General features: G+C 26.6%; 26 protein-coding genes. 15 read left to right on the forward strand and 11 right to left on the reverse strand.

What is annotated here, in order from left to right:
- Positions 1-379: 379 nt before the first annotated feature.
- The 5 genes from PUD86_02900 to PUD86_02920 all read right to left on the reverse strand — a co-directional run bounded on the left by PUD86_02900 (position 380) and on the right by PUD86_02920 (position 6,774).
- Complete coding sequence (locus tag PUD86_02900; GenBank protein ID MDD6776226.1) at positions 380-1,456, reverse strand: hypothetical protein; 1,077 nt, start codon at positions 1,454-1,456, stop codon at positions 380-382.
- The gene (gene yhdJ, locus PUD86_02905) at positions 1,440-2,321 is read right to left on the reverse strand and encodes an adenine-specific DNA-methyltransferase (protein ID MDD6776227.1); all 882 of its coding nucleotides are present in this window, start codon (positions 2,319-2,321) and stop codon (positions 1,440-1,442) included. The genes PUD86_02900 and yhdJ overlap by 17 nt, the downstream gene beginning before the upstream one ends.
- 253 nt (positions 2,322-2,574) lie before the next feature.
- Entirely contained in the window at positions 2,575-3,600 is a 1,026-nt protein-coding gene (locus PUD86_02910) for a PIN domain-containing protein (GenBank protein ID MDD6776228.1), read from the reverse strand.
- A gap of 49 nt (positions 3,601-3,649) precedes the next feature.
- Complete coding sequence (locus PUD86_02915; GenBank protein ID MDD6776229.1) at positions 3,650-5,095, reverse strand: hypothetical protein; 1,446 nt, start codon at positions 5,093-5,095, stop codon at positions 3,650-3,652.
- Positions 5,077-6,774: a VPA1262 family N-terminal domain-containing protein gene (locus tag PUD86_02920; GenBank protein MDD6776230.1), complete on the reverse strand. Its 1,698-nt coding sequence runs from the start codon at positions 6,772-6,774 to the stop codon at positions 5,077-5,079. The genes PUD86_02915 and PUD86_02920 overlap by 19 nt, the downstream gene beginning before the upstream one ends.
- 474 nt (positions 6,775-7,248) lie before the next feature.
- Between PUD86_02920 and PUD86_02925 the strand changes: the two genes are divergently transcribed.
- The 6 genes from PUD86_02925 to PUD86_02950 all read left to right on the forward strand — a co-directional run bounded on the left by PUD86_02925 (position 7,249) and on the right by PUD86_02950 (position 13,872).
- Positions 7,249-8,226 (forward strand): hypothetical protein, encoded by a 978-nt coding sequence (locus PUD86_02925; protein MDD6776231.1) that lies wholly within the window; start codon positions 7,249-7,251, stop codon positions 8,224-8,226.
- A gap of 17 nt (positions 8,227-8,243) precedes the next feature.
- A complete protein-coding gene (locus PUD86_02930) occupies positions 8,244-9,836 on the forward strand; it encodes a hypothetical protein (protein MDD6776232.1) in 1,593 nt (530 codons plus the stop codon).
- Between the two features lie 29 nt (positions 9,837-9,865).
- Positions 9,866-10,021: a hypothetical protein gene (locus PUD86_02935; GenBank protein ID MDD6776233.1), complete on the forward strand. Its 156-nt coding sequence runs from the start codon at positions 9,866-9,868 to the stop codon at positions 10,019-10,021.
- A gap of 10 nt (positions 10,022-10,031) precedes the next feature.
- Positions 10,032-12,104 carry a protein kinase gene (locus tag PUD86_02940; protein ID MDD6776234.1) on the forward strand — a complete coding sequence of 691 codons (2,073 nt, stop codon included), beginning with the start codon at positions 10,032-10,034 and terminating at the stop codon, positions 12,102-12,104.
- Between the two features lie 86 nt (positions 12,105-12,190).
- The gene (locus PUD86_02945) at positions 12,191-12,958 is read left to right on the forward strand and encodes a hypothetical protein (GenBank protein ID MDD6776235.1); all 768 of its coding nucleotides are present in this window, start codon (positions 12,191-12,193) and stop codon (positions 12,956-12,958) included.
- Positions 12,959-13,041: 83 nt separating this feature from the next.
- Positions 13,042-13,872, forward strand: coding sequence for a DUF2971 domain-containing protein (locus tag PUD86_02950; protein ID MDD6776236.1), 831 nt, complete (start codon positions 13,042-13,044; stop codon positions 13,870-13,872).
- A 124-nt stretch (positions 13,873-13,996) separates the two neighbouring features.
- Here PUD86_02950 and PUD86_02955 read toward each other — a convergent pair whose 3' ends face one another.
- Genes PUD86_02955 through PUD86_02965 form a run of 3 tightly spaced genes read right to left on the reverse strand, consistent with a single transcriptional unit; the run spans position 13,997 to position 15,694 of the window.
- On the reverse strand, positions 13,997-14,410 hold the full coding sequence (locus tag PUD86_02955; protein ID MDD6776237.1) for a hypothetical protein: 414 nt from the start codon (positions 14,408-14,410) through the stop codon (positions 13,997-13,999).
- Entirely contained in the window at positions 14,407-14,997 is a 591-nt protein-coding gene (locus tag PUD86_02960; GenBank protein MDD6776238.1) for a hypothetical protein, read from the reverse strand. Before PUD86_02960 ends, PUD86_02955 begins: the two co-directional genes overlap by 4 nt.
- Before the next feature lies 1 nt (position 14,998).
- Positions 14,999-15,694, reverse strand: a complete 696-nt coding sequence (locus tag PUD86_02965; GenBank protein ID MDD6776239.1) for a TIGR04255 family protein — start codon at positions 15,692-15,694, stop codon at positions 14,999-15,001.
- A gap of 556 nt (positions 15,695-16,250) precedes the next feature.
- Here PUD86_02965 and PUD86_02970 point away from each other — a divergent pair.
- The 3 genes from PUD86_02970 (at position 16,251) to PUD86_02980 (ending at position 17,451) form a co-directional block, all read left to right on the forward strand.
- Positions 16,251-16,556 (forward strand): nucleotidyltransferase domain-containing protein, encoded by a 306-nt coding sequence (locus tag PUD86_02970; protein MDD6776240.1) that lies wholly within the window; start codon positions 16,251-16,253, stop codon positions 16,554-16,556.
- Complete coding sequence (locus tag PUD86_02975; protein MDD6776241.1) at positions 16,549-16,920, forward strand: HEPN domain-containing protein; 372 nt, start codon at positions 16,549-16,551, stop codon at positions 16,918-16,920. Before PUD86_02970 ends, PUD86_02975 begins: the two co-directional genes overlap by 8 nt.
- A gap of 81 nt (positions 16,921-17,001) precedes the next feature.
- Entirely contained in the window at positions 17,002-17,451 is a 450-nt protein-coding gene (locus PUD86_02980) for a GNAT family N-acetyltransferase (protein ID MDD6776242.1), read from the forward strand.
- A gap of 45 nt (positions 17,452-17,496) precedes the next feature.
- On the opposite strand, the gene PUD86_02985 is transcribed toward PUD86_02980, so the two are convergent.
- Positions 17,497-18,174 (reverse strand): hypothetical protein, encoded by a 678-nt coding sequence (locus PUD86_02985; protein ID MDD6776243.1) that lies wholly within the window; start codon positions 18,172-18,174, stop codon positions 17,497-17,499.
- A 51-nt stretch (positions 18,175-18,225) separates the two neighbouring features.
- On the reverse strand, positions 18,226-19,458 hold the full coding sequence (locus PUD86_02990) for a hypothetical protein (GenBank protein ID MDD6776244.1): 1,233 nt from the start codon (positions 19,456-19,458) through the stop codon (positions 18,226-18,228).
- 212 nt (positions 19,459-19,670) lie between these two features.
- Between PUD86_02990 and PUD86_02995 the strand changes: the two genes are divergently transcribed.
- From PUD86_02995 to PUD86_03010, 4 genes are all read left to right on the forward strand, one after another.
- Positions 19,671-20,291, forward strand: a complete 621-nt coding sequence (locus PUD86_02995) for a KH domain-containing protein (protein ID MDD6776245.1) — start codon at positions 19,671-19,673, stop codon at positions 20,289-20,291.
- Between the two features lie 270 nt (positions 20,292-20,561).
- On the forward strand, positions 20,562-22,268 hold the full coding sequence (gene top6B, locus PUD86_03000) for a DNA topoisomerase VI subunit B (GenBank protein MDD6776246.1): 1,707 nt from the start codon (positions 20,562-20,564) through the stop codon (positions 22,266-22,268).
- A 9-nt stretch (positions 22,269-22,277) separates the two neighbouring features.
- Positions 22,278-23,372, forward strand: a complete 1,095-nt coding sequence (locus PUD86_03005) for a DNA topoisomerase IV subunit A (GenBank protein ID MDD6776247.1) — start codon at positions 22,278-22,280, stop codon at positions 23,370-23,372.
- Positions 23,373-23,397: 25 nt separating this feature from the next.
- A complete protein-coding gene (locus PUD86_03010; protein MDD6776248.1) occupies positions 23,398-23,601 on the forward strand; it encodes a heavy-metal-associated domain-containing protein in 204 nt (67 codons plus the stop codon).
- A 117-nt stretch (positions 23,602-23,718) separates the two neighbouring features.
- Here the strand turns inward: PUD86_03010 and PUD86_03015 are convergent, their stop codons facing one another.
- Positions 23,719-24,087 (reverse strand): protease inhibitor I42 family protein, encoded by a 369-nt coding sequence (locus tag PUD86_03015; GenBank protein MDD6776249.1) that lies wholly within the window; start codon positions 24,085-24,087, stop codon positions 23,719-23,721.
- Positions 24,088-24,329: 242 nt separating this feature from the next.
- Here PUD86_03015 and PUD86_03020 point away from each other — a divergent pair, with 242 nt between their 5' ends.
- Complete coding sequence (locus PUD86_03020) at positions 24,330-25,346, forward strand: phosphorylating glyceraldehyde-3-phosphate dehydrogenase (protein ID MDD6776250.1); 1,017 nt, start codon at positions 24,330-24,332, stop codon at positions 25,344-25,346.
- Positions 25,347-25,379: 33 nt separating this feature from the next.
- Positions 25,380-26,216 (forward strand): TIM barrel protein, encoded by an 837-nt coding sequence (locus PUD86_03025; protein ID MDD6776251.1) that lies wholly within the window; start codon positions 25,380-25,382, stop codon positions 26,214-26,216.
- The last annotated feature ends 31 nt before the right edge of the window (positions 26,217-26,247 follow it).

A 26,247-nucleotide genomic window follows, 5' to 3' on the forward strand; every position in this document is an offset into this window, starting at 1 on the left:
TTAAACATAGTATTTTTTATGATATCTAATAATATGAACCGATTAATTTGAACATTGCATTTACTATTTTAAATGCCCATATTTTCGAGAACCCAGCCATATTTATTCCATATCTAAAATCCATTCAACAACTACCTAAAAAAACTTGATTATTACACTTAAGATTATTTTCAAAGATGTTAATAATGGAATTTTTAAAAAGTAGCTATTAGAAATCAAATTAAAATTTGTCTAATTCATCTACTGAATACAAATAACATGAGAGATTTTTCATGAAGATCTTATTTAATAAGAGCAATTATAAAATGGTTGAGTCTTATTAATCATCTTCATTTACTTTGGATATTACTTTGAAGAGTGAAACACTTTATATCAATAATTAAGGAATATTAAATTCTAATTTATAATATAATTCAATATCCGAAATAATTTGATTAATTTCTTCATCATTTAGTAGATTTAAATATTTTTTTAATTCATTAATAGTTATTACCTCTTCAATTGCATCAATGTATCTTTTTTTAATTATTTCATTACCCTCACTTTTAGTAACAGCATAATCAACTAAATCTTTTAGAATTATATTTTTACTTGTATCTGTTTTAACTACAAATGTAATGGGATACCTCAAAACTTTATCAATATCTAAAAAATATTTATCATAATCTCCAACTTCAGTAACCTGAAAAAACCTGCCCCCCGGTTTCATAACAAAATCAATTCCACCATCGTTAGCATTAGTTCGTCCTGTTTTATAAAGTTGTAAATATTCTTCTTTTAAATCATCCTCAGAATTTCCAATGAATATTTTAGTTCGTTTATAATAATTAGATAGAATAGAATATGAAAAAATTTCAAAAATTCTTGCTTCTGTATCTTCATTAATTAAATTTAATAGTGAATTTTTCTTTAATTGAGGATTTTGTAATTTTTTTAAATCTTCTAATAAATAGAGCAACTCTTTATCTTTTTCAATTAACAGATTTATATATTCTTCAACAATTTCAATAAACATTTCAGTTAAATCTTCACCATCAATGTATAAATAATTCGGATTAAGACGATATTTTTTATCATCAATCAATATTAATCTACCCTGTTCAGAACCAAAATGATTTCTAAATTCTCCATTGACACGATTATTTAAAGCATGATTCTGTAATTTATCACCACCATATAATGTTCGGGTGAAATTAAATAATTCAGTAAACTTAAATCCTTTGAATTGATTATATTCTGGATTATTGATGAATCCTTTTTCTTTATAAAAATGTAATAAACTATAAACAGCATACCAATTTGCATAAGACCGTCTAGTTTTAGTATTTCCATGAATAGCATTAGATTTTAAATTAAAATATTGAATTAAATTACTTTTATTATAAATTTCTAATGATTTTCCAGGAAAATATTTTTCAATTATGTCTAAAATGTATTTTTCAGGTTGTTTGCCCATTTATATTCCCCATTTCTAGTGTTGTTTGTGAATTAATATGATCTTTTTTAGATTTATTTTTAGTTTTTCTTTTTTTCTCTTTTACTAGTTTTTCACCATTATACTCATTTGCAATCTCTAATCTGCGAATACCAATTTTAAAAAATTCAGGATTATAATCAATAGAAATTGATTTGCGATTTAATTTTTTAGCAACTGCAGAGGTTGTAAAACTACCCCCAAATGGATCAAAAACTATATCTCCCTCATTAGAACTAGCTAAAATAATCCTTTCAAGTAATTTTTCAGGTTTTTGTGTGGGGTGATTTTCATATTCATCCATTCTAAAACGCACTCTATTAAAATTCCAAACATTACCTGGAACTTTTTTTGTATTATAAGGCCTTGGAGGTGTTGCCCTATAGTCTATTAACTTTCTTTTTGATCCTGTTTTTGCTTCAACCATTATATCTTCATGGTTAAAAGTATATTTTGCTTTTTTATTTTTAGTGCACATTAAAATAGGTTCATATAATGATCCAAAATATTTTTTAGATTGGACTCCTGATGAATCATAATGCCAAACAATACGTGAAATAACATGATAATTTTCTTGCATAAAAACATCAATATAGGGCATATATTGTGTAGCCGTCATAATATAAAACGTCCCATCATCTTTTAAAATACGCATAGCTTCAGAAATCCATTGTTTATTCCATTCAACATAGTCCTCAGTTGATTCCCAACTATCTTTATTATTACCAAAATTCTTTCCAATATTATATGGTTCATCTGCAAAAATTAAATCAACAGAGCTACTTTCCATATTTTTCATTATTTCTAAAGAATCACCCAAAATAATTAAATGATTATCTTTCTCCATATGCTCATATTTTTCATTGACTATCTTAGAAAACAACATTTAAATACCTATAATTAAATTAATAATCTGTAAAGTAAATATAACTGTTATTAATTTATGTTAAAAGTTATTAAAAAATTTATCCAATATCCATGAATATATTATTACAGAGATTAAATAATTTCGTCAAATTAATAAAAAATTTATTTAATTGACTGTTATATTTCGAGAATATTAATTATAGATAAATTAAGTTTTCAAGGTATTAATTTTATTAATCAAAATCAATATCATAAACTCGAGAATTTAAATCATAAAACCATTCATCATTTTCTTTTCGAAATATGTAACTTTCACTTTGATTAACAGTTTTAGTACTATAATCATCAAATATGCTACTGAACCTATGAGAATATTCTTTAGGACAATAAAACCAAATATCTAAGAAAAATTCGACTTCAAATTCATTATTATCATATTGATGAATATCCGTATCATCTTCAAGTATCTCAAACGAATCAATTTCATAACTATTGAAATCTATACTGATTACACAAGCATCTTCATACTTCTTTTCCAATATTTTGAAAAAATTATTGGCAATATACTCTTTTAAGTCTGTGAAAAGTTTAAATTCTGTGTTAATATATGAATTAATATTTTTATTTTTTATAATCACTAAATCATTATAAATATCATGTTTACGGAAACTTGTAATGTAATTTTTAAATTCATCTTGTAATTCTTTTATATTGTTTGAAAACCCATTATCATTTGAAAATAGCGCGTATTTATCATATTTATTATCTTCAGCAAATTTTAATAAAGATAAAAATAAAATTGCATCTTTAAAACCTTTATCTGAACTGCCTTCAATAAATGGTGGTTTTTTATTAATAGACATGTCTAAGACTTTATTAAAAAGAAGATTACCCTCACTAGGAATTGGAATAATATTTAATTCTTCAAAATAATAATTTTTTAAGTTTTCACAGACCTTCTTAATATCTAAATCATTATTTATAATAGTAATTTCTTCAAAATTCTTAAACTCCCGTTTAAAGTTTTCTAAATCTCTACATTTTTTATTTAATTTTAATTCTAAATGATGTAACAATTCTAATAATACAATTTCTGGGAAGAAAATACTTACTTCATAAGTTAAATCATTTAATTCTAACGTTTTTAGAATCTTATAATATTCATCCAAGGGTAATTTTGATAAATCATTAATTCTTTTCTTGCTATAGGTAAAAACATTTGTGTCTGGAATTATTGCAATTTTTAAATCTGATTGCATGTTTAATTATTATGTTTTATTAATATTTAAATTTAAAACTGTTTAAAACCTATAATTTACCCAACAAATTCTCTTCAAATCTATCTAAAAAGTTTTCTTTTTTATTATCTAAAAATTTTTTAAACAAAACATATTCCTCATAAAATTCATTATAGTGCACTTTAATTTCATCATCATTCAACTTATTAAATTCATAAATGACACTGAAAATAAATAATTTAGAGTAATATACAAAAAATTTATTCCTATGATGTAAAATATTATATGACCATTCATTATCCAAGTTTTTAAGCTTAACGAATAACTTTTTCATGGAATCCAATAACTTATCATCATCATATTTATGGAAATAATAATCAATGATAAAATTACAGAAATCAGTGCAAAGAATATTCAAACCCTTATTTTTCTCATTAAACGAATTTAAAAGGTGATTATTCCATTTAATATGAATTAATTCAAAAACATATTCAGAATTCTCACATTCACTGCATTCCTTTAACATTTTTGTCCTAACCTCAATCAACTTAACATTGTCATTCAATGGAATTGACTCAATTAAAATGTTAAGATCTTCTTTAGATAGTTTGCAAAACATTGCTCCCATTACTTCATTGAAAAATTCATTATACATAAAAATATTCATTAATCCATTGAAGAGAGTTTTATTCAATTGATATAACTGGATGCACATTTCTACAACAAGATCATGATAATCCTCAATATCCCCAGATGCTCTTAAAAATTTCATTAAAAAACAAAGCAATGTTTTTTCCTTAATTTCATCATGATTTATGAAAAAGGAATTTATTTGATTAAAAGACATGCATTTTATAATTAGAAGCAAAGAAAATACATTATCTAAAGTTAATAACTGTTCAAATAATTCCAAATTATATTTTTGCAATACATAAATCATTTGATAAAAATGATTCGGCAATATAAATTTATTATTTTTTATTAATGGATTATATTTTTCAAAATCTATTTGCCTTAAATAAGTAATTAAAGTTTCTTCCTCATTAATGTCATTTAATTTATCAAAATACATGGATAATGCTTCATCAGCAACATGAATTTTAATATTGTTCAAAATTTCAAATATTTTAATAAGAATTTCATTGAATTCATCATTTAAATCATATTTATTAACTAAATCCCCAATAGGCAAATCTATTCGGCTATTTGCATACAAAAATATGAAAAAATAACTTAAATTAATCTCATTAAGTCCTTTTTGAAATATTTGAACTAATGATTTAATAATAGCTACTTTTTTCTCGATTGAATTTTTCTTAAAAACAACATCTATTTTATTAATTAATTTTCTCAATAACTCACGTACATCTAAACTTTGACTATTTCCAACATACTCAATGTAAATAAAATCTTCAAAAGAAAATTTAGACAAATCTTCAATTATCAAATCTAAATTATTATCTGATGAAATCTGATTGAAATCTTCCAAATTACTTATTATTCTGGATATTTCCATATTAAATTCTCCGGTTTTTTTGATTCTTCCCAAATTTTATTAAACTCTCGAATAACTGCTTGTGGATGTGAAACTTTTTGTAGAATATGATAATTTCGTCCGAATGAATTTACTGATGTCCCAAGTGAATAGACTTTTGGTGTTTCATGTCTTTTTGAATTTCCGGGGAATATTAAAAAACGGTCATGTGCCCCTTTACCTATTTGAACCCTAAATTGCAAATTTATACCTTCAAAATTACTATTTAAATTTGCAAAACGATTTTTTTGTTCAAGAATCCATTCGGCATCCTCGTCACGCTGAAAATATTCATTAATATTATCAATATTTTCTTTTAAACCATTTATAAAATTTGAAAACTCATTTTCACTTAAACAAACATCTTGAACCGAATTGATTTCGTTTGAAAGGTTTTTAAAATTATCTTGAATATACTCATTGAAATAAATTCTTCTAACATCTCTTTTCACGGAACCTAAAGCTTTTAATTCAACACCCATAAAAGGACAATAAAATAATGTATTAATTATTTCATCAAAACTTAAAAAAGGATCCCATAAATATACTCCATTCTTACCATTTTCTCGAATTAATCTTCTTAAATCAGATAATCCTTCAAGTTTTCCATGTTCTGGAGTGTACTGTTTAAACGATAATGTTTTTTCAAGTAATTCTTTTTCTTTAATGCCCATTGAATTTTCAATATACTGATAATACTCTAGATTTTTAACTGATGACTCAAAATCTTTTGAATTTAAACTAATGAATTCCATTTCACCATCATTCATAAAATATCTTTTATTTTGAGTACCAATTGACATTGACAATCCAATTGATTTTATATAATGACCTGAATCAGAATATAATAATAATCTTGGATTTTTTCTCCAGATTTTTATATTTACTAATGAATCAACATTACCTGCATTCACTTCTTGAATGTCATTCCCATCATATTCTTCAAAATTGGTGCCAATATGATTATTATCCAATGTTGAATCAACTTCTAAAATGCACTCAGGAGATTTATCCTTAATCAAAGGATGCCAATCTAAATTAAAATTTAGAGAATCCCATGAATCTGATGCAACTTTTGTTTTAACATTTAATATATTAACTGGAAATTGAAAAATAAAGTTTCCTAACCGGTCTCTTACTTTAAATAGATTTATAGGAATCCATTTGTGAATTTTTTTAGATATTTTTTCAAAATGTTCTTCATCTTCTATAAGAAAATCAAATTTCTTTTTTTCATCGAAAAATTCCAAAATATATGAACCAGAATAAAAGTTATTTCTCAAAACATGATTTAACCTATTATCCTCAATAGAAGGGACGAATTGTTTATTAAGCCTTCTTAAATCATTATCCTTAATAGAATACTCTCCTTTACGATTAGAAATCCATTTATATTCATTGATAATTTTTTCAAAATTCTCTTTAATTTCTACCAATGTTAATTCATATTGAAAAATAGCAATGGAACAATCATCAAGATTTATCTTCTTACAGAATCTGTCATATTGATGTTTTTCAGGAGTTACATTTTTTTCTTGGAAAATACAAATAGTATATAAATTATAAATTTTATTTTGTTCCATAATAACTAATTCAGTTACTTCACAACTATTATAAATTCCAATGTTTCCTTTTTTTACTAATAAATCATATTCATCCATAATATTATTCTAAAAGATTTTATTTAAATAATTATGTTAATATTAAACCTATTTCATCAAGGGTTATGGTTATCAAGAATGGGTTTACCTTAACTTTGCATATAAACTTGATTTGGACAATAAAATTACATATATTGATGCTGAAATTAGTAGAGATGATTCTAAAACTACGAATTCAAGGAAATCTTAAGATATATACAATAATACTTGTTATATTCAATTTAGAACATATTATCTCAGCACATATCCTAACACATTTATATATTCTTTAGTATAAATCATCATATAATAGTTAATAGATGAAATGGAAATATTAAATATTACTAGATTAAAACTTCAAAAAGAATATTGGAATCAACAAAATATTGAGATTATAAGACTCAATACTTATCGAAGTTATAAACAATAGAACTTAATGCCATAACTAATATTAACACTAATAAAACTCAAAAAGTGTTGAAAATCATGATGATAATGAATGAAACCGCTTATGAATTTTTTAGCAATATTATGTTTAGCAATGCTGATAAATGGATAATTTTTGCAATTTTCTTAATTGTTATCCTATTAGGTTTCATCATAACTCGTGATTCAACCATTGCTTTTATAAAATCATTATTCAATAAATTTTTCATATCAATTACAGTTTTGTTTATGTTATATATTGGATTAGTTCTTTATATTTTAAGTTATACTCCATTTTATGCTATTTTTAGATTTTCAGACATTATTGGTTTAATAATCTTTGATTTCTTTTTATGTCTTTTTGAATCATTTAAACTATCCTATGATAATGAATACACATTTAGAATTACAAATAAATTATTGAAATCGTTGATTTTCGTTTATGCACTTGATATTTGTAGAATGATTGAATTTCTCAATATAGATATGGGGTTATTATATGCTATTTCAAGTGATATTGCGCTAATCATAATATTGGGAATAATAATATTCCCATTTATGTATTTGGTATCTGTTGTGAATGAGTATTATCAAATAAATTCATTTATTGGAATAAAAGATTTAAAAGTTGATATGAAATCAGTATTCGCTGAGTATAAATTTGATCTTAAAAGATTGTTCGAATATAAAAAGAAGATTGAAAAAGTAGAAAATGAAAATATTGATTCTATGGAGTTAGATTTATTTAAATTAGAAAATAATAAAATTTATAAATTAGGTGAAGAAGTGGGCAGTTATGTCATTTGCAAAAATTTACCCAGTTTTGATCAAAACATATCTAACTGCAAAACAAAATATAAAAAATTTCAATATATAGTTAATTACGATGAAGGAGAGGGTGATGAACTAAACTATGTATATGTTCCATTAGATAATTTTGTACTGAAATTATGTTTAAAAAATAAAACACAGCCATTAAATTATCAATCTGATTTAGTGGAATTTATTCACGAGAAATTAAATAATTACGCTGTTAAAGATCTTTAATTTTTAAGGTGAGAAATATGGCTGAAGATTTTGTTGTTGAATCAAGTTGCAACCCAAATTTACAATACTGGTTAATAAAAGATAAAATCAATAATTTAAGTAATATAAAATTAGAATTAGATGAAACAGTTAATTTAAAATTCTTTAAGATAAATAAAAAGCTTGATATTTTTTGCAACATGGAGCAGTATGTTGAAGAATTTTTATACTATTTTTATGCGAAACTTACACGAATGGAGAATATAGAACGGGATTTATTAGGAATAAAAATTATTGATATATTAGAACTTTGCAAATATGTTGTTGAGGGCAAATTTAAGGATTATGCGCAAAAATATGAGTATGATGATGAAACAGATTTGATTAAACAAGTATTTTCAATAGACGAGGTAAATCCTATTTTAATTGAACTTTTAGAATATTTTTGTCATTTTTATAAAAATTATAATGATATTTATAATTCTATAAAACATGGACATGGAGTTATTGATGTTAGATTTACGGATGTAAAAATTGATAAACTAAAAGATGTTTTATCATTTAATGATGAATTTGTTGGAATATATTGTGGAAATAAAGAAATTAAATTTTACACAGCCATTATTCCAATAAACCTCCTAATTAAAGAAGTATTAAACCTTTTAGAGATATTAAAAAATGTTTTTAACTTCATGATGAAAACCAATGACTATGATGATTTTTCACCAGATTATGAACAATATGATAATGTGTTTTCACATTACTCAAAAATTTTTAATAATAATTATACAATAATGCTTCCGAATGTTGAAGAATTCAATGAAATTAACTCTCCAACTATTTTCATTTTAGCAGGGAAATTTGATTTAAGCAGATCCTCAATCAAATTAAATCTATCAGAGCAATTATCTGAGGACTATCCTTTCCATGTTATTTTATGGGATAATTCAAGAAGTATTAATCCAAAATTTACTGTCACAGACATTTTCGTTTCAAATTCGTTGCTTTTAGACTATAATCAGATGTTAATCTTAAATAAAATTAATACATTGGTTTCTTCTAGAAATAACTTTTCAATTGAAATAAATAGAGATGACTTAATGGTTTCAGATGCAGTGAAAATCAAGATTAGTGAAGAAATAACCAAATTTGATAATAACATTTTGGAGAATATGAAAATCCTTGGACATATCTTAGAAAAAAAGATAACCCTCCCATTTAATTTAAGTCTTAAACAGGAAATTTTGATAAATGATTTTGACAAAAAAGGGAAAGATTCTGCAAACACATTATTAGCTGAAATAGAGAATAATACCAAAATAAAAACCAATGTTTATGTTGATATTCATTATGATGATTATACTGATTCTCAATATTTAGGATACACCTATGATCCTGAGTTTTATCGCATGTTTGTTAGTAACGGTAATGAAATAAAAATCAATCATGAGTTTAAAATGAAAGGCAAAAAACTTCGTAAAATTATACAAAAAATGTATTCAAAATTGGAAAACAAACAAAATTACAATTTAAACATGTTGAATAATGCTAAAAAAATAATATTCGTTAAAAGATATTCTAAAGATGAATTAGGATTTGAAGAAAGCTTTTTAATATTCCACATTTCTTAAAATAAACTGTAAAAATGGGAGTGATTTTTATGTCAAACCAGTTTAATGAAGGTGACGAAATATTTAAAAATTTTGAAATAACTCATGTTAGGGGAGGTGAAAATAAATCAGGTTTTGGCGTTGTTTATATTGTAAAAAATAAAATAACTGGAATCCCTTTAGCATTGAAAAACCCTACAAAATGAAAATATATCTATTAATGATTTAAATGAGTTTAAAAGAGAAATTTATCCTTGGATAGAATTATCAGAACATCCAAATATTGTTTCTGCATTTACCGCAGATTTAGATGATAATAGACGACCTTATCTTTTAATGGAACCAATCCTTCCTAATGAACAAAACCATCTGACATTAACAGAGTATATAGAATCAGAAGATATAAGTGAAGAACAAGTTTTAAAGTGGTGCATTCAGTTTTGCAATGCCATGGAATATGTAAATCAAAAAGGTTATGTTCATGGCGATGTTAAATCAGATAATATTTTAATAAGTGAAGGGATTGTTAAAATAACTGATTTTGGTTTAGTACAGTTGATTGATGAACCTACAACTAATGAACAATATAATTATTATTTATCAAATGATTTAACTGATTCTTTTGATATATCCTATGACATCTATTCATTTGGAATAGTTATTTATCAAATGATTAATGAAGGCAAATTGCCGTTGGATGGTGCAAATAATGAGGAAATGAAAATTTACAATGAAACAGGAGAGTTTCCATTTATTAATTCAGATTTATACCCCATAATTAGAAAATGTACCCAAACTGATTCAAAAAAGAGATATTCTTCTTTCAATGAGTTGAATAATGATTTGATAAAATTATTATATGAAAAATATTCCCAAAAAATTGAAAAACCAAAATTAATTGATTTTGGAAATATCAGAAATTCTCATCGAGGCCATGTGGCTGCAATTTTTAATGACATTGAAAATTGTAAAAAATATTATGATATGGCAATTTCTAACTCTGAAGATGAAATTATTTTATTTAGTTATGCTCTAGATTTAATACATTTACGCGAATTTTCAGAAGCTTTACCCTATTTATTAAGATTAAAGGAAAACCCTGGAATATTATCTTTAGATAGGATTTATTTTAATATTGGGCGTTGTTATCATGAAGAAGTTTGTCTTTATAAATCTATCGAATATTATAAAAAAACAATAAAATTAAACAATACTTTTTTAAAGGCATATGTGAATTTAGGCAATGTTTATAAGGATTTTGGATTATTTGAATGGGTATTGGATTGTTATGAATATGTATTAAGTTATGATGAAAATTTCCCGGAAGCTTTAGTTAATATTGTTGATTTATATGAAAAAATGAAAGATGATAAAAATTATGAAAAATTTAAATCAAGACTAGATGACAACATTTTCAACCCATCACTAAAATATAATGTAGGGTTATTTTTTAAAGAGGATAATGTTTCAAAATTTTTAAAATCAATGGATGAAGCAAGTAAAACATATGTATCACAAATCCCTGCTTTAATCAAACTTTTTGAATATCACCTAAGAAATGACAACCTACTTGAAGTAAATAAAATATTTGATGAAATTTTTAAATTAAGTGATGATGTAGACCTGTTGACTGATTTATGTTTTTCATATAAAAATCATGGACATTACACTGAATCCGTGGTAAAAATTGATTATTTATATGATAATCTAGAGGACAACAAAGAATACGTTTTACTTAAAAAATCAAAACTTATAAAAGATAACAACTTAAATGAAGCAATAGATATCTGCAAAAAATTAGTTGGAGATGAATATAGTGATGAATTTAAGTCAAAAGTTTATATCACTTTGGGAATTTTATATTCAAAAATCAACCAAAATGATTCTTTTAATTATTTTTTAAAGGCGAATTCTTTGAATCCAAAAAGTATTTATCCCTCATTAGATTTATCAATCCATTACGCGAAAGCAGGTGAATACGAAATTGCTGAAGGATATATCGATAAAGGTCTAGAAATTGATAAAACACAATATAAATTATTATTTAATAAAGCAAGATTGTGTCAAGACCAATTTAAATATGAAGAAGCCATAACATATTATAACAAATGTTTAATGAAATTCCCTACAAGTGACGTTTATGGTTTTGCTTCATACTGTTTTATTAAATTAGATATGTTGGAACAATCTGCTGTGTACTTAAAATTAGCAATGAATATATCTGACAATGAAGGATATTTAAAATATCTAATTTTGTATTTATCTTTATTATTGGGATTAAATAGCTAAAATAATAAAAAGAATTAAATTCAAGAAATAATTAACTAAATATTTATTAAAGAATTCCATGCATCTTGAAAATAAAAGGAGATACGATGAAAATTGAAAATTCAAATTTATATATTGCCACAATAGCTATTTCAATTATTTTACTAATCATATTTTATTATTTTGAAACTGAAATTTCAGAGATTATGATAAACATTTCATGTAGTATTCTCGCAGCATCGATACTAGCAGTATTTATAGATGAAATGAATTTAAAAAGAGAAATTAAAGAAAAAAATAAGTTCAAAAAAATTTATTTTGAAGAAATAAATAATCATTTATCACTCATTCTTGGGGAAATACTTTGGTTTGAAGAGCATAAAAATGATGACTTTATTGATTGGAATTGGGATATTGAATTATTTTTAGATTTAAGATTTAGAGTACATGCGAGCAAATATTATAAAGAAAAAGAAATTACCTTTGAAGAAGCAATAACAATGCTTAATGATATCTGTGATAAATATACAAAAGATAAAATCTTAGAAATGAAAGATGATGAAAAATTTAAAATCTCAAAAATGTTTTATATTATCTCATTTGAATGTTTATTCATTCTAGAAAGATTAAATGAATTTGATAAAAATAAATTATTTTTAGATAGTGAAAATTATCTTAAATTAACAGATTTAAATAGATTACTACATGACATGAAACTGTGTTACACATTAATGAGCAAACCTGAAAAAAATTATGGTTTTGCAATACACCTTTTAATTTCTTCTGCAAAAACAATTAGACAACTTGGAAACTATAATAATAACATCAAAGTTAGTGTAAATGAAAGCTATGTTGATATTACAAAAATTCTTTAATATATAAAATCAAATTAGATTCAATACTAATGTAAGGAGAAGATATTATTATAAAAAATAATATTAATTTAAGTTTAAAACAAATGTATGATATTATACAAAATAAAAAGGATTATTTTCCATCTCAGATTTATAGATATCGTGAAATAAATCCAAAAGAACCAATTGAAGATAACAAGCATATTGATGCTTTAAAAAAAGGTAAAAATTATTTAACTAATCCTTACTATTTCAATGATCCATATGATTCTGCATTTAGTATTGATATTGAACAATTTAAAAATGATTTAGTTAAAAATATCGAAAAGCAACTAAAAAAACAAATACTTAAAAACGAATTTGGAAAACATGACATTGATATTAATCGAATTAGTAATATTAATGAAATTTTTGATGATATTAATATTATAGGTTTCAATAAAGCAGAAAACATTATTGAAAGCAATATTCAAATATTCTATCAAGCACTAATTAAAAAAATCAAATTCAAAATTTCATGTTTTAGTGAAATTAACAACTCTATTTTAATGTGGTCCCATTATGCAAATCAACATAAAGGATTTTGTATTGAGTATAATGCATCCGAAATTGAAGAAAAAATAAAAAAAGAAATTTATCCTGTTTTTTATCATGAAACCTTTTTTCCACTAATTAAAACGGAAAATGAAATAAATGATAAAAAATTTAATTCATTGATAAAATATAAATATTGGGCATGTGAAAAAGAATGGAGATTGATACTAAATAAAGATTTTGTATATTTAAAACCCTCAAAAATATATTTAGGCGTTAAATTTAATGACCGAGATATAGATTTATTTAAAGAAATTGCACACGAACAAAGTTGCAAATTATATAAAATGAATATGAATTACACAAAATATAAATTAGAACCAAATGAGATTAAACTTTAGTTTACCAGATAAATGGAATATTTTAAGTTTATCTAATAATATTATACATCTACTAAATAAAGCGACATGATAAATTTTTTCATGAAATAATAATCCACTCTTAAAATATTTATCTTAGAAGACATTATAATTTATTAAATTCTACAAAAAGTTGATCCACTCTTGATTTTACAAAAGCAAAAGCATGTTTTACATTATATTTATCAGATTTATAATCTGCATCATTTCTTTTTTTGCGAATATCATTTAAAATTCTACCAATTTTGCGACCATCAACATGACGATTTAAATAAACATTGTTCCAAAAAATTTCTGCTGTTGCTTCATGAACTTTTGCTGATTTTTCAGTCATGTCTTTTTTAAGTTTTTCATCATCCCCCCATAACCTATGTTCAATAATATATTCTTTACAAGAACCAAAAGCAGCATAATAAAATCTACTTATCCCACTTCGTAACTCTGCAGGATTATTAGAATTCGAAAAACTATCGGCAACTTTATAAAATTCATACCAATCAAATTTATCACTAGAACTCATTCAAACTCCACTGAAATTAAAATATTGTCTAAACAATCGTCCCCAAACTTATTACATAAGTTATCTTCAAGCAAATCCAATTCATTGCTTGCAGATTCTCCATCTAATTTAGTAAAAATATAGATAACAACCCATTTTTCATCAGAATATTTATTTTCTAAACATAGCTCTAAATTTCTTGTATTAAATGATTCATAAATCATATTAGGTAATTTATAAAGAATTTCAGATAACTTTTTATCAATAATGTATGAAATTAAGGAATTATTATCTGAAATAATATTAAATGTTGAATTTAAAAATGAATCTAATTTATTACTCTCATAAATATTAGATTCATAATTATTAGAAGATTTTTTATTAGTTTTCTCAGTTATTAACTTAGTTTTAATATCGTTAATCATGTCTTCAGAATTAAATTGAGTTTTATATTTTATATCCATAACAGGACTATAAGAATTCTTACTTGATTTATAATTAACAATAGCTGTGGTAATAGTAGGAGCAAGAGATTTAATATTATTCTTAAGTTTACCTATTTCAAAAGAAGTATCAAAATTTCTAGATTTTACATATTTTAAATGCATATCATCCCTCTTGCAAATCTTTAAATAAATCTTCCCCAATACTTTCTTTAAATAGAGATATGATTATACTATGGAGTTCATCAAATTTTTCTTCAATGAATGAAATTTCTGTTAAAGATGAAGTATATACATCATAATCCAAAATAAAATCATTTCCAATATCAGTATTAGGATAATTTGAATTGAATTGACCATATGTGAAATTTAAAATATATTCTCCAACTCGATACTGAGATTGAGTTAAGGATCGCATCAACATTAAATTTGAATCAATAGCATTAAAATTATGTAATTTAGGATTTATCCAATTATTCCAATCATCAATCGTTTTATCAGGTTTAATCTCATTAACATATCTCAAACCCATTCGATTAACAGTATTAACTCCATAACTCTCAAGAATACTAATTATCTTTCCAATATCATTTAAAATATCAAAGTGTGTATCATAATAATCCCCATCATAAGATAATACAATTGATGAAGCAGTTAATTCAATACGCTTTTTATAATTCTCATCAAAATAAGCCCATAAATTTGGTTCAGATATATTTTCATCAAATACCATGAAATCATCTTTAATAATATCCACAAATTTATCAGGAACCCCTATTTCAATTAATTCAGGAATTATCCTAAAATCTACACGAAATAAAACCTCTTGAATATAATTTTTTTTAAAATTAAGTTTGTCCATTATAAAACCACACATCTATTAACATACAATTAATTAAATATTATGAATAACCTATTAATATTTTTTTTGAAGATATGATAAAAATATTAAAATAACCACCAATAAACTAAATTTTACTCCAGATTAATTTTAATTATTAATATTTTTTGAACAACTTACTAAAAATAAAACAACGAATTATAATTAATGTACTTTATATTTGTACATATTTTTAAAATATTATATTTATTATATATATTGTTAATCTTCTTAAACTATTTAATGAATAAATTTGAACCAATGAAAATTAACATCAATATTCAAAAATTTATATTAACAATAAGATGCAAATTTAACTACATAAATGTTGTCAGAAGAGCTGAAAGTAAAACATCTTTCCTACGGGAATATGTAAATCCTAAATTTTAGCGATTTAACATAAAACTATTTTTTTTTAAGATTATTGTCTAATCATCTTATTTTAATCCCATACGTTTTTTCATAAAGTTGCACTTTAAAAATATTTATTATTAATGAAAAGGAAATACGTAATTAAATATGATTATGGTGATTGTTTATGAATAACCGATACGAAATTGCTCGAGAATTTGCAAAGACAATAAATTCACAATATATCATTAAAATCATTTTATTTGGATCTGTAGCCAGACATGAAGATACAACAGAATCAGATATTGATATTCTAATTGTATCCAATTTCCCTGAAATGATTGAGGAGCAAATAGATAATGAAGTTGCTTGGATTATGCATGATAAAAATGAATTAATTTCCGCACATATAATGTCTGAAGATAGATTCAACAACACTCAACATTTTTCATTTTTAAGTAATATTCTTTCAGAAGGTATTGAAATTGGATGAAACAAAAGCATTTTTTGACAAATCTAACAAAAAATTAATTCTTGCAAAAACAGCATATTCAATGGATGATTATTCGGATGCAGTTAGTTTATCTTATTATTCTATGTTTTTAGTCGCCAAAGCATTGTTACTTAAAAAAGGAATTAAATCCCCAAAAACCCATACTGGTTTAATCCATTTATTTAATTTACATTATGTTAAAGAAAATGAATTTTCCTATGAAAAATATAAATATCTCGCATCTACACAGGCTCAACGTGAAACTGCAGATTATGACGCAATTGATGAACTTGATGAAAGAATTGCTAGAAAAAGGATTAAACAAGCAGAAGAATTTATCAAAGAAGGGAAGAAATTCATCTAATTTTAAGAACTGACCATAATTTTAAACACTTATCTAAATCTTTTTTAATAAAAAAATTCAATATTAACAGTGTGATATATTATGAAAATTTGTAAGGCAACAAAAGAAGACTTACCTCAAATACTTGATTTACAGTATTTAGCATACCAAAGTGAAGCCGAATATTTAAATAACTATAATATTCCTCCACTAAAACAGACATTAGACGAGTTGGAAGAGGAATTTGAAAATAAAATTATTTTAAAAGCCATATCTGATGAAAATAAAATCATCGGATCTGTTCGTGGAAATTTACAAGACAATACCGTCTACATAGGTAAACTAATGGTTCATCCAGATTACAGAAACAGAGGTTTAGGAAGTAAACTTTTATTAGAAATTGAAAATTATTTCCCAAAATCAAGGTATGAACTCTTTACAAGTACTCAAAGTGCACATAATATCAGATTATATGAAGAAGTAGGATATGTTGCATTTGATCAAAGAAAAGTAGATGATAAACTAACCTTTGTTTATCTGGAAAAACAATAAAAAAAATAAATCAATTATCATAGGATAATTGATTATCTAATTACTTTAATTTTTGTAGTCAAACGTGGTTCCATAGGTACTTGTTGACTTAAAACCAACTTTAACAGTGTATTTTTTATTTGCTTTTAATTTAATGGTAAGTTTTGCCTGTCCTTTGCTGTTTGTTGTTTTATAATAGGTTTTACCATTAATTTTGGATTTAACTTTAGTATTTTTAATTACTTTATTATCTGCAGTTTTAAAAGTAACAACCAATTGTTTATTTTTGCGAACAGTAGTTTTTGAAACTTTAATAATAGGTTTTAGAATTTTTACTTTAATGGTTTTGCTAGTTCCTGTGTAATATTTATTTCCATTGTAAATAACTTTAATATTAAATTTATTAGGAGTATTTTTAACATAGAAATTAGCTATTCCATAACTGTTAGTATAAGCAGTGTAAGTTTTACCATCTACTTGAATAGATACTTTTTCACATTTAATTCCTGCATTGTTGCAGTTTACCAATTTTACAGATAACTTTTTAGAACTTTGATAATATTTTACAAAATCATTTACAACCAAAGTAGTGTATTTTGAATCTACCTTAATATACAAAGTTTGATTGTTGATAGTTGCGTAAACTACATCCTCATAAGAGTTAGGCTTAATATTAAATGTTGCAACACCATTTACAAGTTTCTTTGTAATTGATTGTGAGAATGTATGAACAGTAACTTCCAAAGGAAGATTGATTGTTTCATTTAACTTATAGATTTGTTTTGTTTCATTATCCTAGTAATAATTTAAATCTACAGTCACTAAATTATCTTTATTTTTGTATACAACACCATTATTTGCTGAAAAAGTCATAACCAACCATCTGGAAGCGTTGATTTTTTGAGGTGTGTAGTTACTATTATGTGGACAGTAGTAATAAGAACTAATTGTATTTTGACCCCACCAGCAATATTGTATGGTTGCAGTTTCATCTAATCCGAAATCACCAAATTTTTCATTTTCAATAAGATAGTTTCCAACAATAGCACAGTTTTTCATAAAAAGATCTGTGTCTTCATAGTTGTTACTTACTGCTGCAAGATAACCTGCGTGATTTTTTTCAAATATAGAATTATAAACTTCAGTTAAAACATGATGACCACTTGGAGGTGCTAATAGAGCAGCAGCATAATATTGAACATCATTATATCCAAAATAACTGTTGTTAATAAGAGCATACTTATGGTTACTTATAGCCCCACCAGTATAGTTTGTAGATAGATTAACAAACCTGCAGTTGTTGATTGTTGCATTACCAAGATTTAACAAAGCACCTGCTGAATAAACAGAATAACTGTCAGAAAATGTACAACCGTCAAGGTTTAAGATTCCATCAGCCACCATACATGCTCCAACACTATCTCCTGCAGTTAAAACGTTTTTAGTGAAAATAGAATTTTTAACATCAGTATTTCCACTTGTAAAAACAGCCCCACCATACTTTGTTGCAGTATTATTCATAATACATGAATCTTCAATTATTAATGTTCCTGAACTGATTATTGCTCCTGCATTTCTTTGTGCTTTAGAATTAGATAAAATGGAGTTTTTAATTGTAATTTCTCCACCATCATTATAAATTAATCCACCAAAATCAGCAAAACCGTTAGTTAAAGTAAGATTAATTAAAGTTAATTTAGCATTTGAATTCATTGTGAATAATCTTGAAATAGATTCACAATCAACAATAGTACTTTCTTTTGATTTACCGATGAGAGTAACAGATTTATCCAATGTAATATTTCTGTTATTTTCACCAGAGTATTTTCCTTCATTTAAATATATAGTAGAATCCATCGAAGTAGAATTAATAGCATATCCTATACTAGCGTAAGGATTTTGAGGACTTCCATCCCCTAAATTATCATCACCATCAGGTGAAATATATACTTCAAAGGAATCTAAACTAGCAATATTCTCTTCTACTGCACTAACACAGCTTACTGTTAGAATTACTGATAAAATCAATAAAAAAACAGCTATTTTTTATATCGCATATTCATTTCCCCCATATGTATAAATATTCTTATCGATAGTATTATGTTAGTAAAATAAAATTAATAAAGATATCTAAAAAAATTTGATACAATTACAATAAAATAGTAAAAACGAATTTTTAATCCTAAATTTTAAATAACTCCAATTAAATAAGTATTATTAATTTAAAAAAAGGTGAAATTATGCCGGAAACAGATTATTTAAAAATACCTCAAAATAGAGTAGGGGCATTAATTGGAAGCAATGGAGGAGTTAAAAGATCCATTGAAAAAGCAACTGGCACTATTTTAGATATTGATAGTGATGAAGGTACTGTTTACATAACACCTAGTGACAATATGGAAGACCCATTAGGAGTTTGGAATGCAAACCATATTGTTAAAGCAGTTGCACGTGGTTTCAATCCGGAAGTTGCATTAAAATTAGTTAGCGACGATTATTATTTGGAAGTAATTAGCCTCCCGTTATATATTGGAAAATCCAAAAAAGCCCTTGCAAGACACAAAGGTAGAATTATTGGAAAAGATGGAAAAACACGTGAAATTATTATGGAAATGGCTGAAGTAGATATGGCAGTTTATGGTAAGACTGTTTCATTTATTGGTGAAATGGACAACATAATGGTTGCTAAAGAAGCTATTGAAATGATTTTAAAAGGATCCAGACACAAATCAGTTTACGGATTCTTAGAACATAAAAAAGAAGAATTAAAAATGAAAGAATTCAAAGACCTTGTTGGAATTGAAGATGATAAAATCGAATTCAAAGACGGCATTGACTTTGATGAAAAAACCTTAGAGTAACATCATTGTTACTTTAATTTACTTTTTTTAAACTAACCCAATATTTTAATCACATAATCGAAAAATCTATATATACTTTAACCAACATATATAGATAGTGTAGTGTAAATACTATATTTTCTACATATTTTTTATTATTATTTTAATACATATTTAGACAAGTTAGATAGGGCGCCGTAAAAATATTACTTTTCAAATGCTCTCTAATTCCATTTAAATATAAAACATCACATAATAAAAATAAATAGACATTCAAAGGAGGAAAAATTTTTGCCAAATCAAGAAGCAGGAACCGATTGGAGAAATGATTTTAAGAACTTGACTCCATCCGAGTTCTTTAGGAAAAATAAACAGATGTTAGGATTTACAGGTAAAATTCGTTCATTAACTATCGTATTCCACGAATTGATTACAAACAGTTTTGACGCAGCAGAAGAAGCTGGAATTTTACCAGAAATCGATATTGAATTAAAAAGAGTGGATAAAGAACACTATATTCTCAGACTCAAAGATAACGGACCAGGTATTCCTGAAGATTACGTTATGAGAGTATACTGTAGTATGTTTGCAGGATCAAAATTCAGAAACATACAATCCAGAGGACAACAAGGATTAGGTTGTAGTGGTTGTGTATTACTCTCACAAATGACTACTGGTAAACCAGCTCATGTAATTTCCTGTTACAAAGAAAACGGAGAAATTAAAGGAGTTAAAATGAAATTCCAAATGGATGTAAAAAACAACCGTGGAATTTTAATGGAAAGAGAAGACTATCCTGCTGAAAGTACTGGAGTATGTATTGAATTGCAATTTAAAGAAGTTTCCTACTCTCTTGCAGAACAAGGTGCTTTTGAGTACATCAGAAGAACCATGATTGGAAACCCTCATGCAAAAATTACATTCAGAGATCCATCCGGACACAAATACATATTTAAAAGAGCTGCAGACATTGTTCCTGTTCTTCCAAAAGAAGTATTACCTCACCCAAAAGGTGTAAGTGCTGACGACATCATGACAATGGCACAAAATACTGACAGTAGAAGATATAAAAGTATGTTAACCTCATCATTATCAAGAATGTCAAATAAAAGAGTGGACGAAATTTCTGAACTTACAGGAATTGACATGAACAAACGTCCAAAAGACCTCACTTTCCCTGAAGCAGAAGCTATTGTTCAATGCTTCAAGAAAATGAAATTCATGGCACCTCCAACTGATGGACTTATACCAATCGGATCTGAACAAATCGAAAAAGGTATGAAACAAATCCTCAAACCTGAATTTGTAACAACAATTACCAGAAAACCTGTAACCTACCAAGGTGGGGTTTCATTCATTATCGAAGCAGGTCTTGCTTACGGTGGAAAATCCGGTAGAGTTGTAAAAGAACAAAGAAAATCAGAGATTATGAGATTTGCAAATAGAGTTCCATTAACTTTCGATGCAGGAAGTTGTGCTATTACTGAAGCACTTAAAAGTATCGACTGGAAACGTTACGGTCTTAAAGACTTAGATAACACTCCATTAACATTATTTGTAAACATTATTTCAACTCAGGTACCTTACCTCTCAACTGGTAAACAAAGTGTATCCCCAGAACCTGAAATTGTTCATGAAATCAGACAATCTACAATGAAATTAGCTCGTAAACTTCAAAAACACCTTAGAGCTAAAAAAGCAGCAAAAGAAAAAGAAAAACGTTCCAAAGTATTTGAAGATTACATGCCAGTAATTATCGAAGAAGCTGCAAAACTTGGGGAAACTGGAGTCCCAGAATATCAGGAAGTACTTGCAAAAGTTACTAAAAGAGCTCTTGCAGAGTTACTTGGTGAAAAGGTTGAAGAAGAAGTGGAAGAAGAAGAACTTGATGCAATCATCATGGAAGAAGTTGATGAAAGAGGAAATGCTGTTGAAGAAGGAAACAGTAGTTTAGACAACTTCATTGAAGATGATGTTGATGATGGATTTGAAGATTAGGTGATTTAAATGGCTGAAATTAAAGAAGACCAAAAATCTCATAGGGAACTTAGAAAAGAATACACCTACAATAAATTAAAAGGATTAGGTCAAGAAATTATTGAAGAAATTGAAAAACAAAAAGTTCCTTCAATTAAAGTTCCATCCAGAGGTACTGGAAATATTGTTTATGACGATGCTAAAAGATACTACGTATTAGGAGACAGATACGGAAGAAGATCTTTAGGTAATGTAAAACAAATCAGAAAATTAGGACAAATGGTTTATGTAGCTAACTTCTGTAAAGATTTAGTTGCTCGTGAAAAAACCGCAACTATCAGGGAGATGTATTACGTTTCTGAAGGTTGGGGAATAAGCTTTAAATCACAACAAGAATCCAACATTGTTGGAGAAGATTTAGAAGTAACTCTTGGAACCACTCGTGAAGACTTAGGATTAATGCCTGAGGAAGACGGAGCATCAGTTTATGGAGATATTACTCTCTTAGATGACGATGTTGAAATTAATGCTGCAAAAGCTGGAAAATCAGGTTATACTATCTCACCAACTATTGACCAAGTTGAATTTTTAGACTGCAATGTAGACAGAGTTATTGCAGTGGAAACCATGGGGATGTTCCACAGGATGGTTCAGGAAAATGCTAATAAAAAATTCAACACTTTAATTGTTGGACTTAAAGGACAAGCAGCACGTGCTACAAGAAGATTCATTAAAAGAGTTAATGAAGAATTAGATTTACCAGTTTACATCTGTAACGACGGAGACCCTTGGGGATTCCACATTGCACAGGTAATTATCTCTGGAAGTGCAAAATTAGCTCACGTTAACCATGACTTAGCAACACCAGATGCTAAATTTATGGGAGTTACAGCATCAGATATTATCAACTACGATTTACCAACTGATAAACTCAAAGATGTTGACGTAATGAGACTTAAAGAGCTTGCTAAAGACCCAAGGTATAAAAGTGAATTCTGGCAAAATGAAATTAAGAAAATGCTTAGAATTGGTAAAAAAGCAGAACAGCAATCTTTCTCCAAGTATGGGCTTGAGTATGTAGTAGATACCTACTTCCCACAAAAACTTGAGGAGTTAGAAAGTTAAATCTAATTAACTTATAGGTGATAAAATGTCTGAAAAAGAAATTAAAGTTGTCGGTATGCACTGCCCTTCATGTGTAACTGCAGTGGAATTATGCTTAAAAGATGTTGACGGAATCGATGATGCAAAAGCAGATTTAGATACTGGTATAACCAAAATCACCTTATCTGCTGATGTAAGCGATGCAGACATCAACGAAGCAGTTGAAGAAGCAGGATTTAAAATTGAATAAATCCTCTTCATTTACTTTTTTTATAAAAATAAACTTCTTTTTAAAATATTTAAATACAAAAAATAAAAAAAAATAAAGTTCTTTTAAATAGTACTTTTAAAAGAACAGACGATACGGTTAATTTACCATATCAGAATCAATGGATTTGCCAGTAAATTCACCGGAAGGACTTACTTCATTAATTTTAAAATAATAATCATTAATATCATCTACATGAATTGTGAAGTAGTAAGTTCCACCCACACCTAACATTCCATCATTATAATCTTGAACAAACTGTTTATCTATAACATGAGCCCCATGACTTTCACCACCATTGGAAACCCAATAATATCCAGTACTAGGATTTGCATGTACAGTCATGACAAAATTATTATTCTCGTCCAAAATAGGACCAGATTGACTATTAGCAGCTACAACAAAGCCTACTGAAGATATCAACACTAAGCCAAATATTAAAGCCACTTTTATTTTTTTAGAAATCATTTGATTACCTCTATTTTGAAACATTTTTATTATCAACCAACATCCAGACAAAATATTTTGCCTAGAAATTTTGGTTTAACAAAACTTACAATTAGTATTGCTCAATCAAATATATAAATATTTTGGTACTCCTAAAAAATTATATTTCAAAATAAAATAAATTATCAAATTTTAAATAAGTTAAACAACAAAATATAGTATATATAATAATTTTTTAAATCTATTATAAATAAGGGATTAAAATGAAAACTGTTGCAATTAATGGTTATGGAACCATCGGTAAAAGAGTGGCTGATGCTGTAGCTGCTCAAGATGATATGAAAGTAATTGGTGTAAGTAAAACTAGACCAAACTACGAAGCAAGAACTGCTGTTGAAGAAAAAGGATATCCATTATACATTGGAATTCCAGAAAGAGAACACTTGTTTAAAGAAGCAGGAATTGAAATAGCAGGTACTGTTGAAGACATGATTCAAGAAGCAGACGTTGTTGTTGACTGTACTCCAGGATCTATTGGACCACAAAATCTTGAAATGTACAAAAAAGCTGGCGTTAAAGCTATTTACCAAGGTGGAGAAGACCATGATTTAACCGGTCTTTCATTTAATGCTATTTCTAATTATGATGATTCATACGGTGCAGATTACACAAGAGTTGTATCATGTAACACCACCGGATTAACCCGTACATTATCTACAATTGACCCAATTGCAGATATTAAAAAAGTTAGAGCAGTAATGGTAAGAAGAGGATCTGACCCATCTGAAGTCAAAAAAGGTCCAATTAATGCAATTGTACCAAATCCTCCAAAAGTTCCTTCTCACCACGGACCTGATGTAAAAACAGTTATGAACGGAATTGATGTAACAACTATGGCATTACTCGTACCTACTACCTTAATGCACCAACACAATATTATGGTTGAAATCAACAATGAAGTTGAAACCGAAGAAATCGTTGAAGCATTAGAAAAACGTTCCAGAGTAATGGTAGTGTCCGCAGAAGAAGGTTTAGGATCAACTGCTGCATTAATGGAATATGCTAAAGAACTTGGAAGAAACAGAAACGATTTATACGAAATTCCAGTTTGGAGAGAATCCATTAATGTTGTAGGAAACGAATTATTCTACATGCAAGCTGTGCATCAAGAATCTGACGTTGTTCCTGAAAACATTGATGCTATCCGTGCACTTTTAGAAATGGAAAGTGACAACGAAAAATCTATTGCTAAAACCAACAAAGCTATGGGAATATTCTAATTCCCACAATTTACTATTTTTTTTACGATTTAAATGAAACAAAAAGTACTTTTTGGACCTGCTGGAAGTCCTGTTGATTACAAAGGCGCAGCATACAAAGCTCCAAAATATATTTCCCAAGAGGGACTTGATTCTTATGAATACCAATCACCATATGGAGTAAGAATTGGAGAATCTTCTGCAAATACCCTAAAAGAAGAATCCGAAAAACATGACATTTTAGTTTCAATGCATGCTCCATATTACATTAATTTATGTGCAAAAGAAGAATCAAAACTTGATAAAAGTATTGGTCATTTAATAGCTGCTGCACGTGCTGGTGAATGGATGGGTGCTTACAGATTAGTATTCCACCCAGGTGCTTATTTAAATAGAAAACCTGAAAAAGCAATGGAAATATCTAAAAATACCGTAAACAGATTGTTTGAAGAACTTGAAGCTGAAGGTATTGAAGAGTTCACATTTGCACCAGAAACTACTGGTAAGAGAACTCAACTTGGAAATATTGGCGAAGTTGTTGAATTATGTGCAACTTTTGATCATTTTGAACCAACAATTGATTTTGCACATGTACATGCAAGAGGAAGAGGTTTTTTAAATAAAAAAGAAGATTACAATTGTATTTTTTCAACAATTGAAGACCAATTAGATATTGACATCTTACACTGCCACTTTACAACAATTGAATATGGAAAAGGTGGAGAAGTAAAGCACCATACATTAGATGAAAGTGATGAGTATGGACCCGACATCCACGATTTGCTATCTAATTTAATTGATAATGGCTGGAATGCAAATATTATTTGTGAAACTCCACTTAGAGATGTGGATTCACTTAAAATGAAAAAAATATATGAAGAATTAAAATAATATTAGCTTTAACTGAGAGAAAATAACATTA

Source organism: Methanobacteriaceae archaeon (assembly GCA_029219465.1).
Lineage (GTDB): Archaea > Methanobacteriota > Methanobacteria > Methanobacteriales > Methanobacteriaceae > Methanocatella.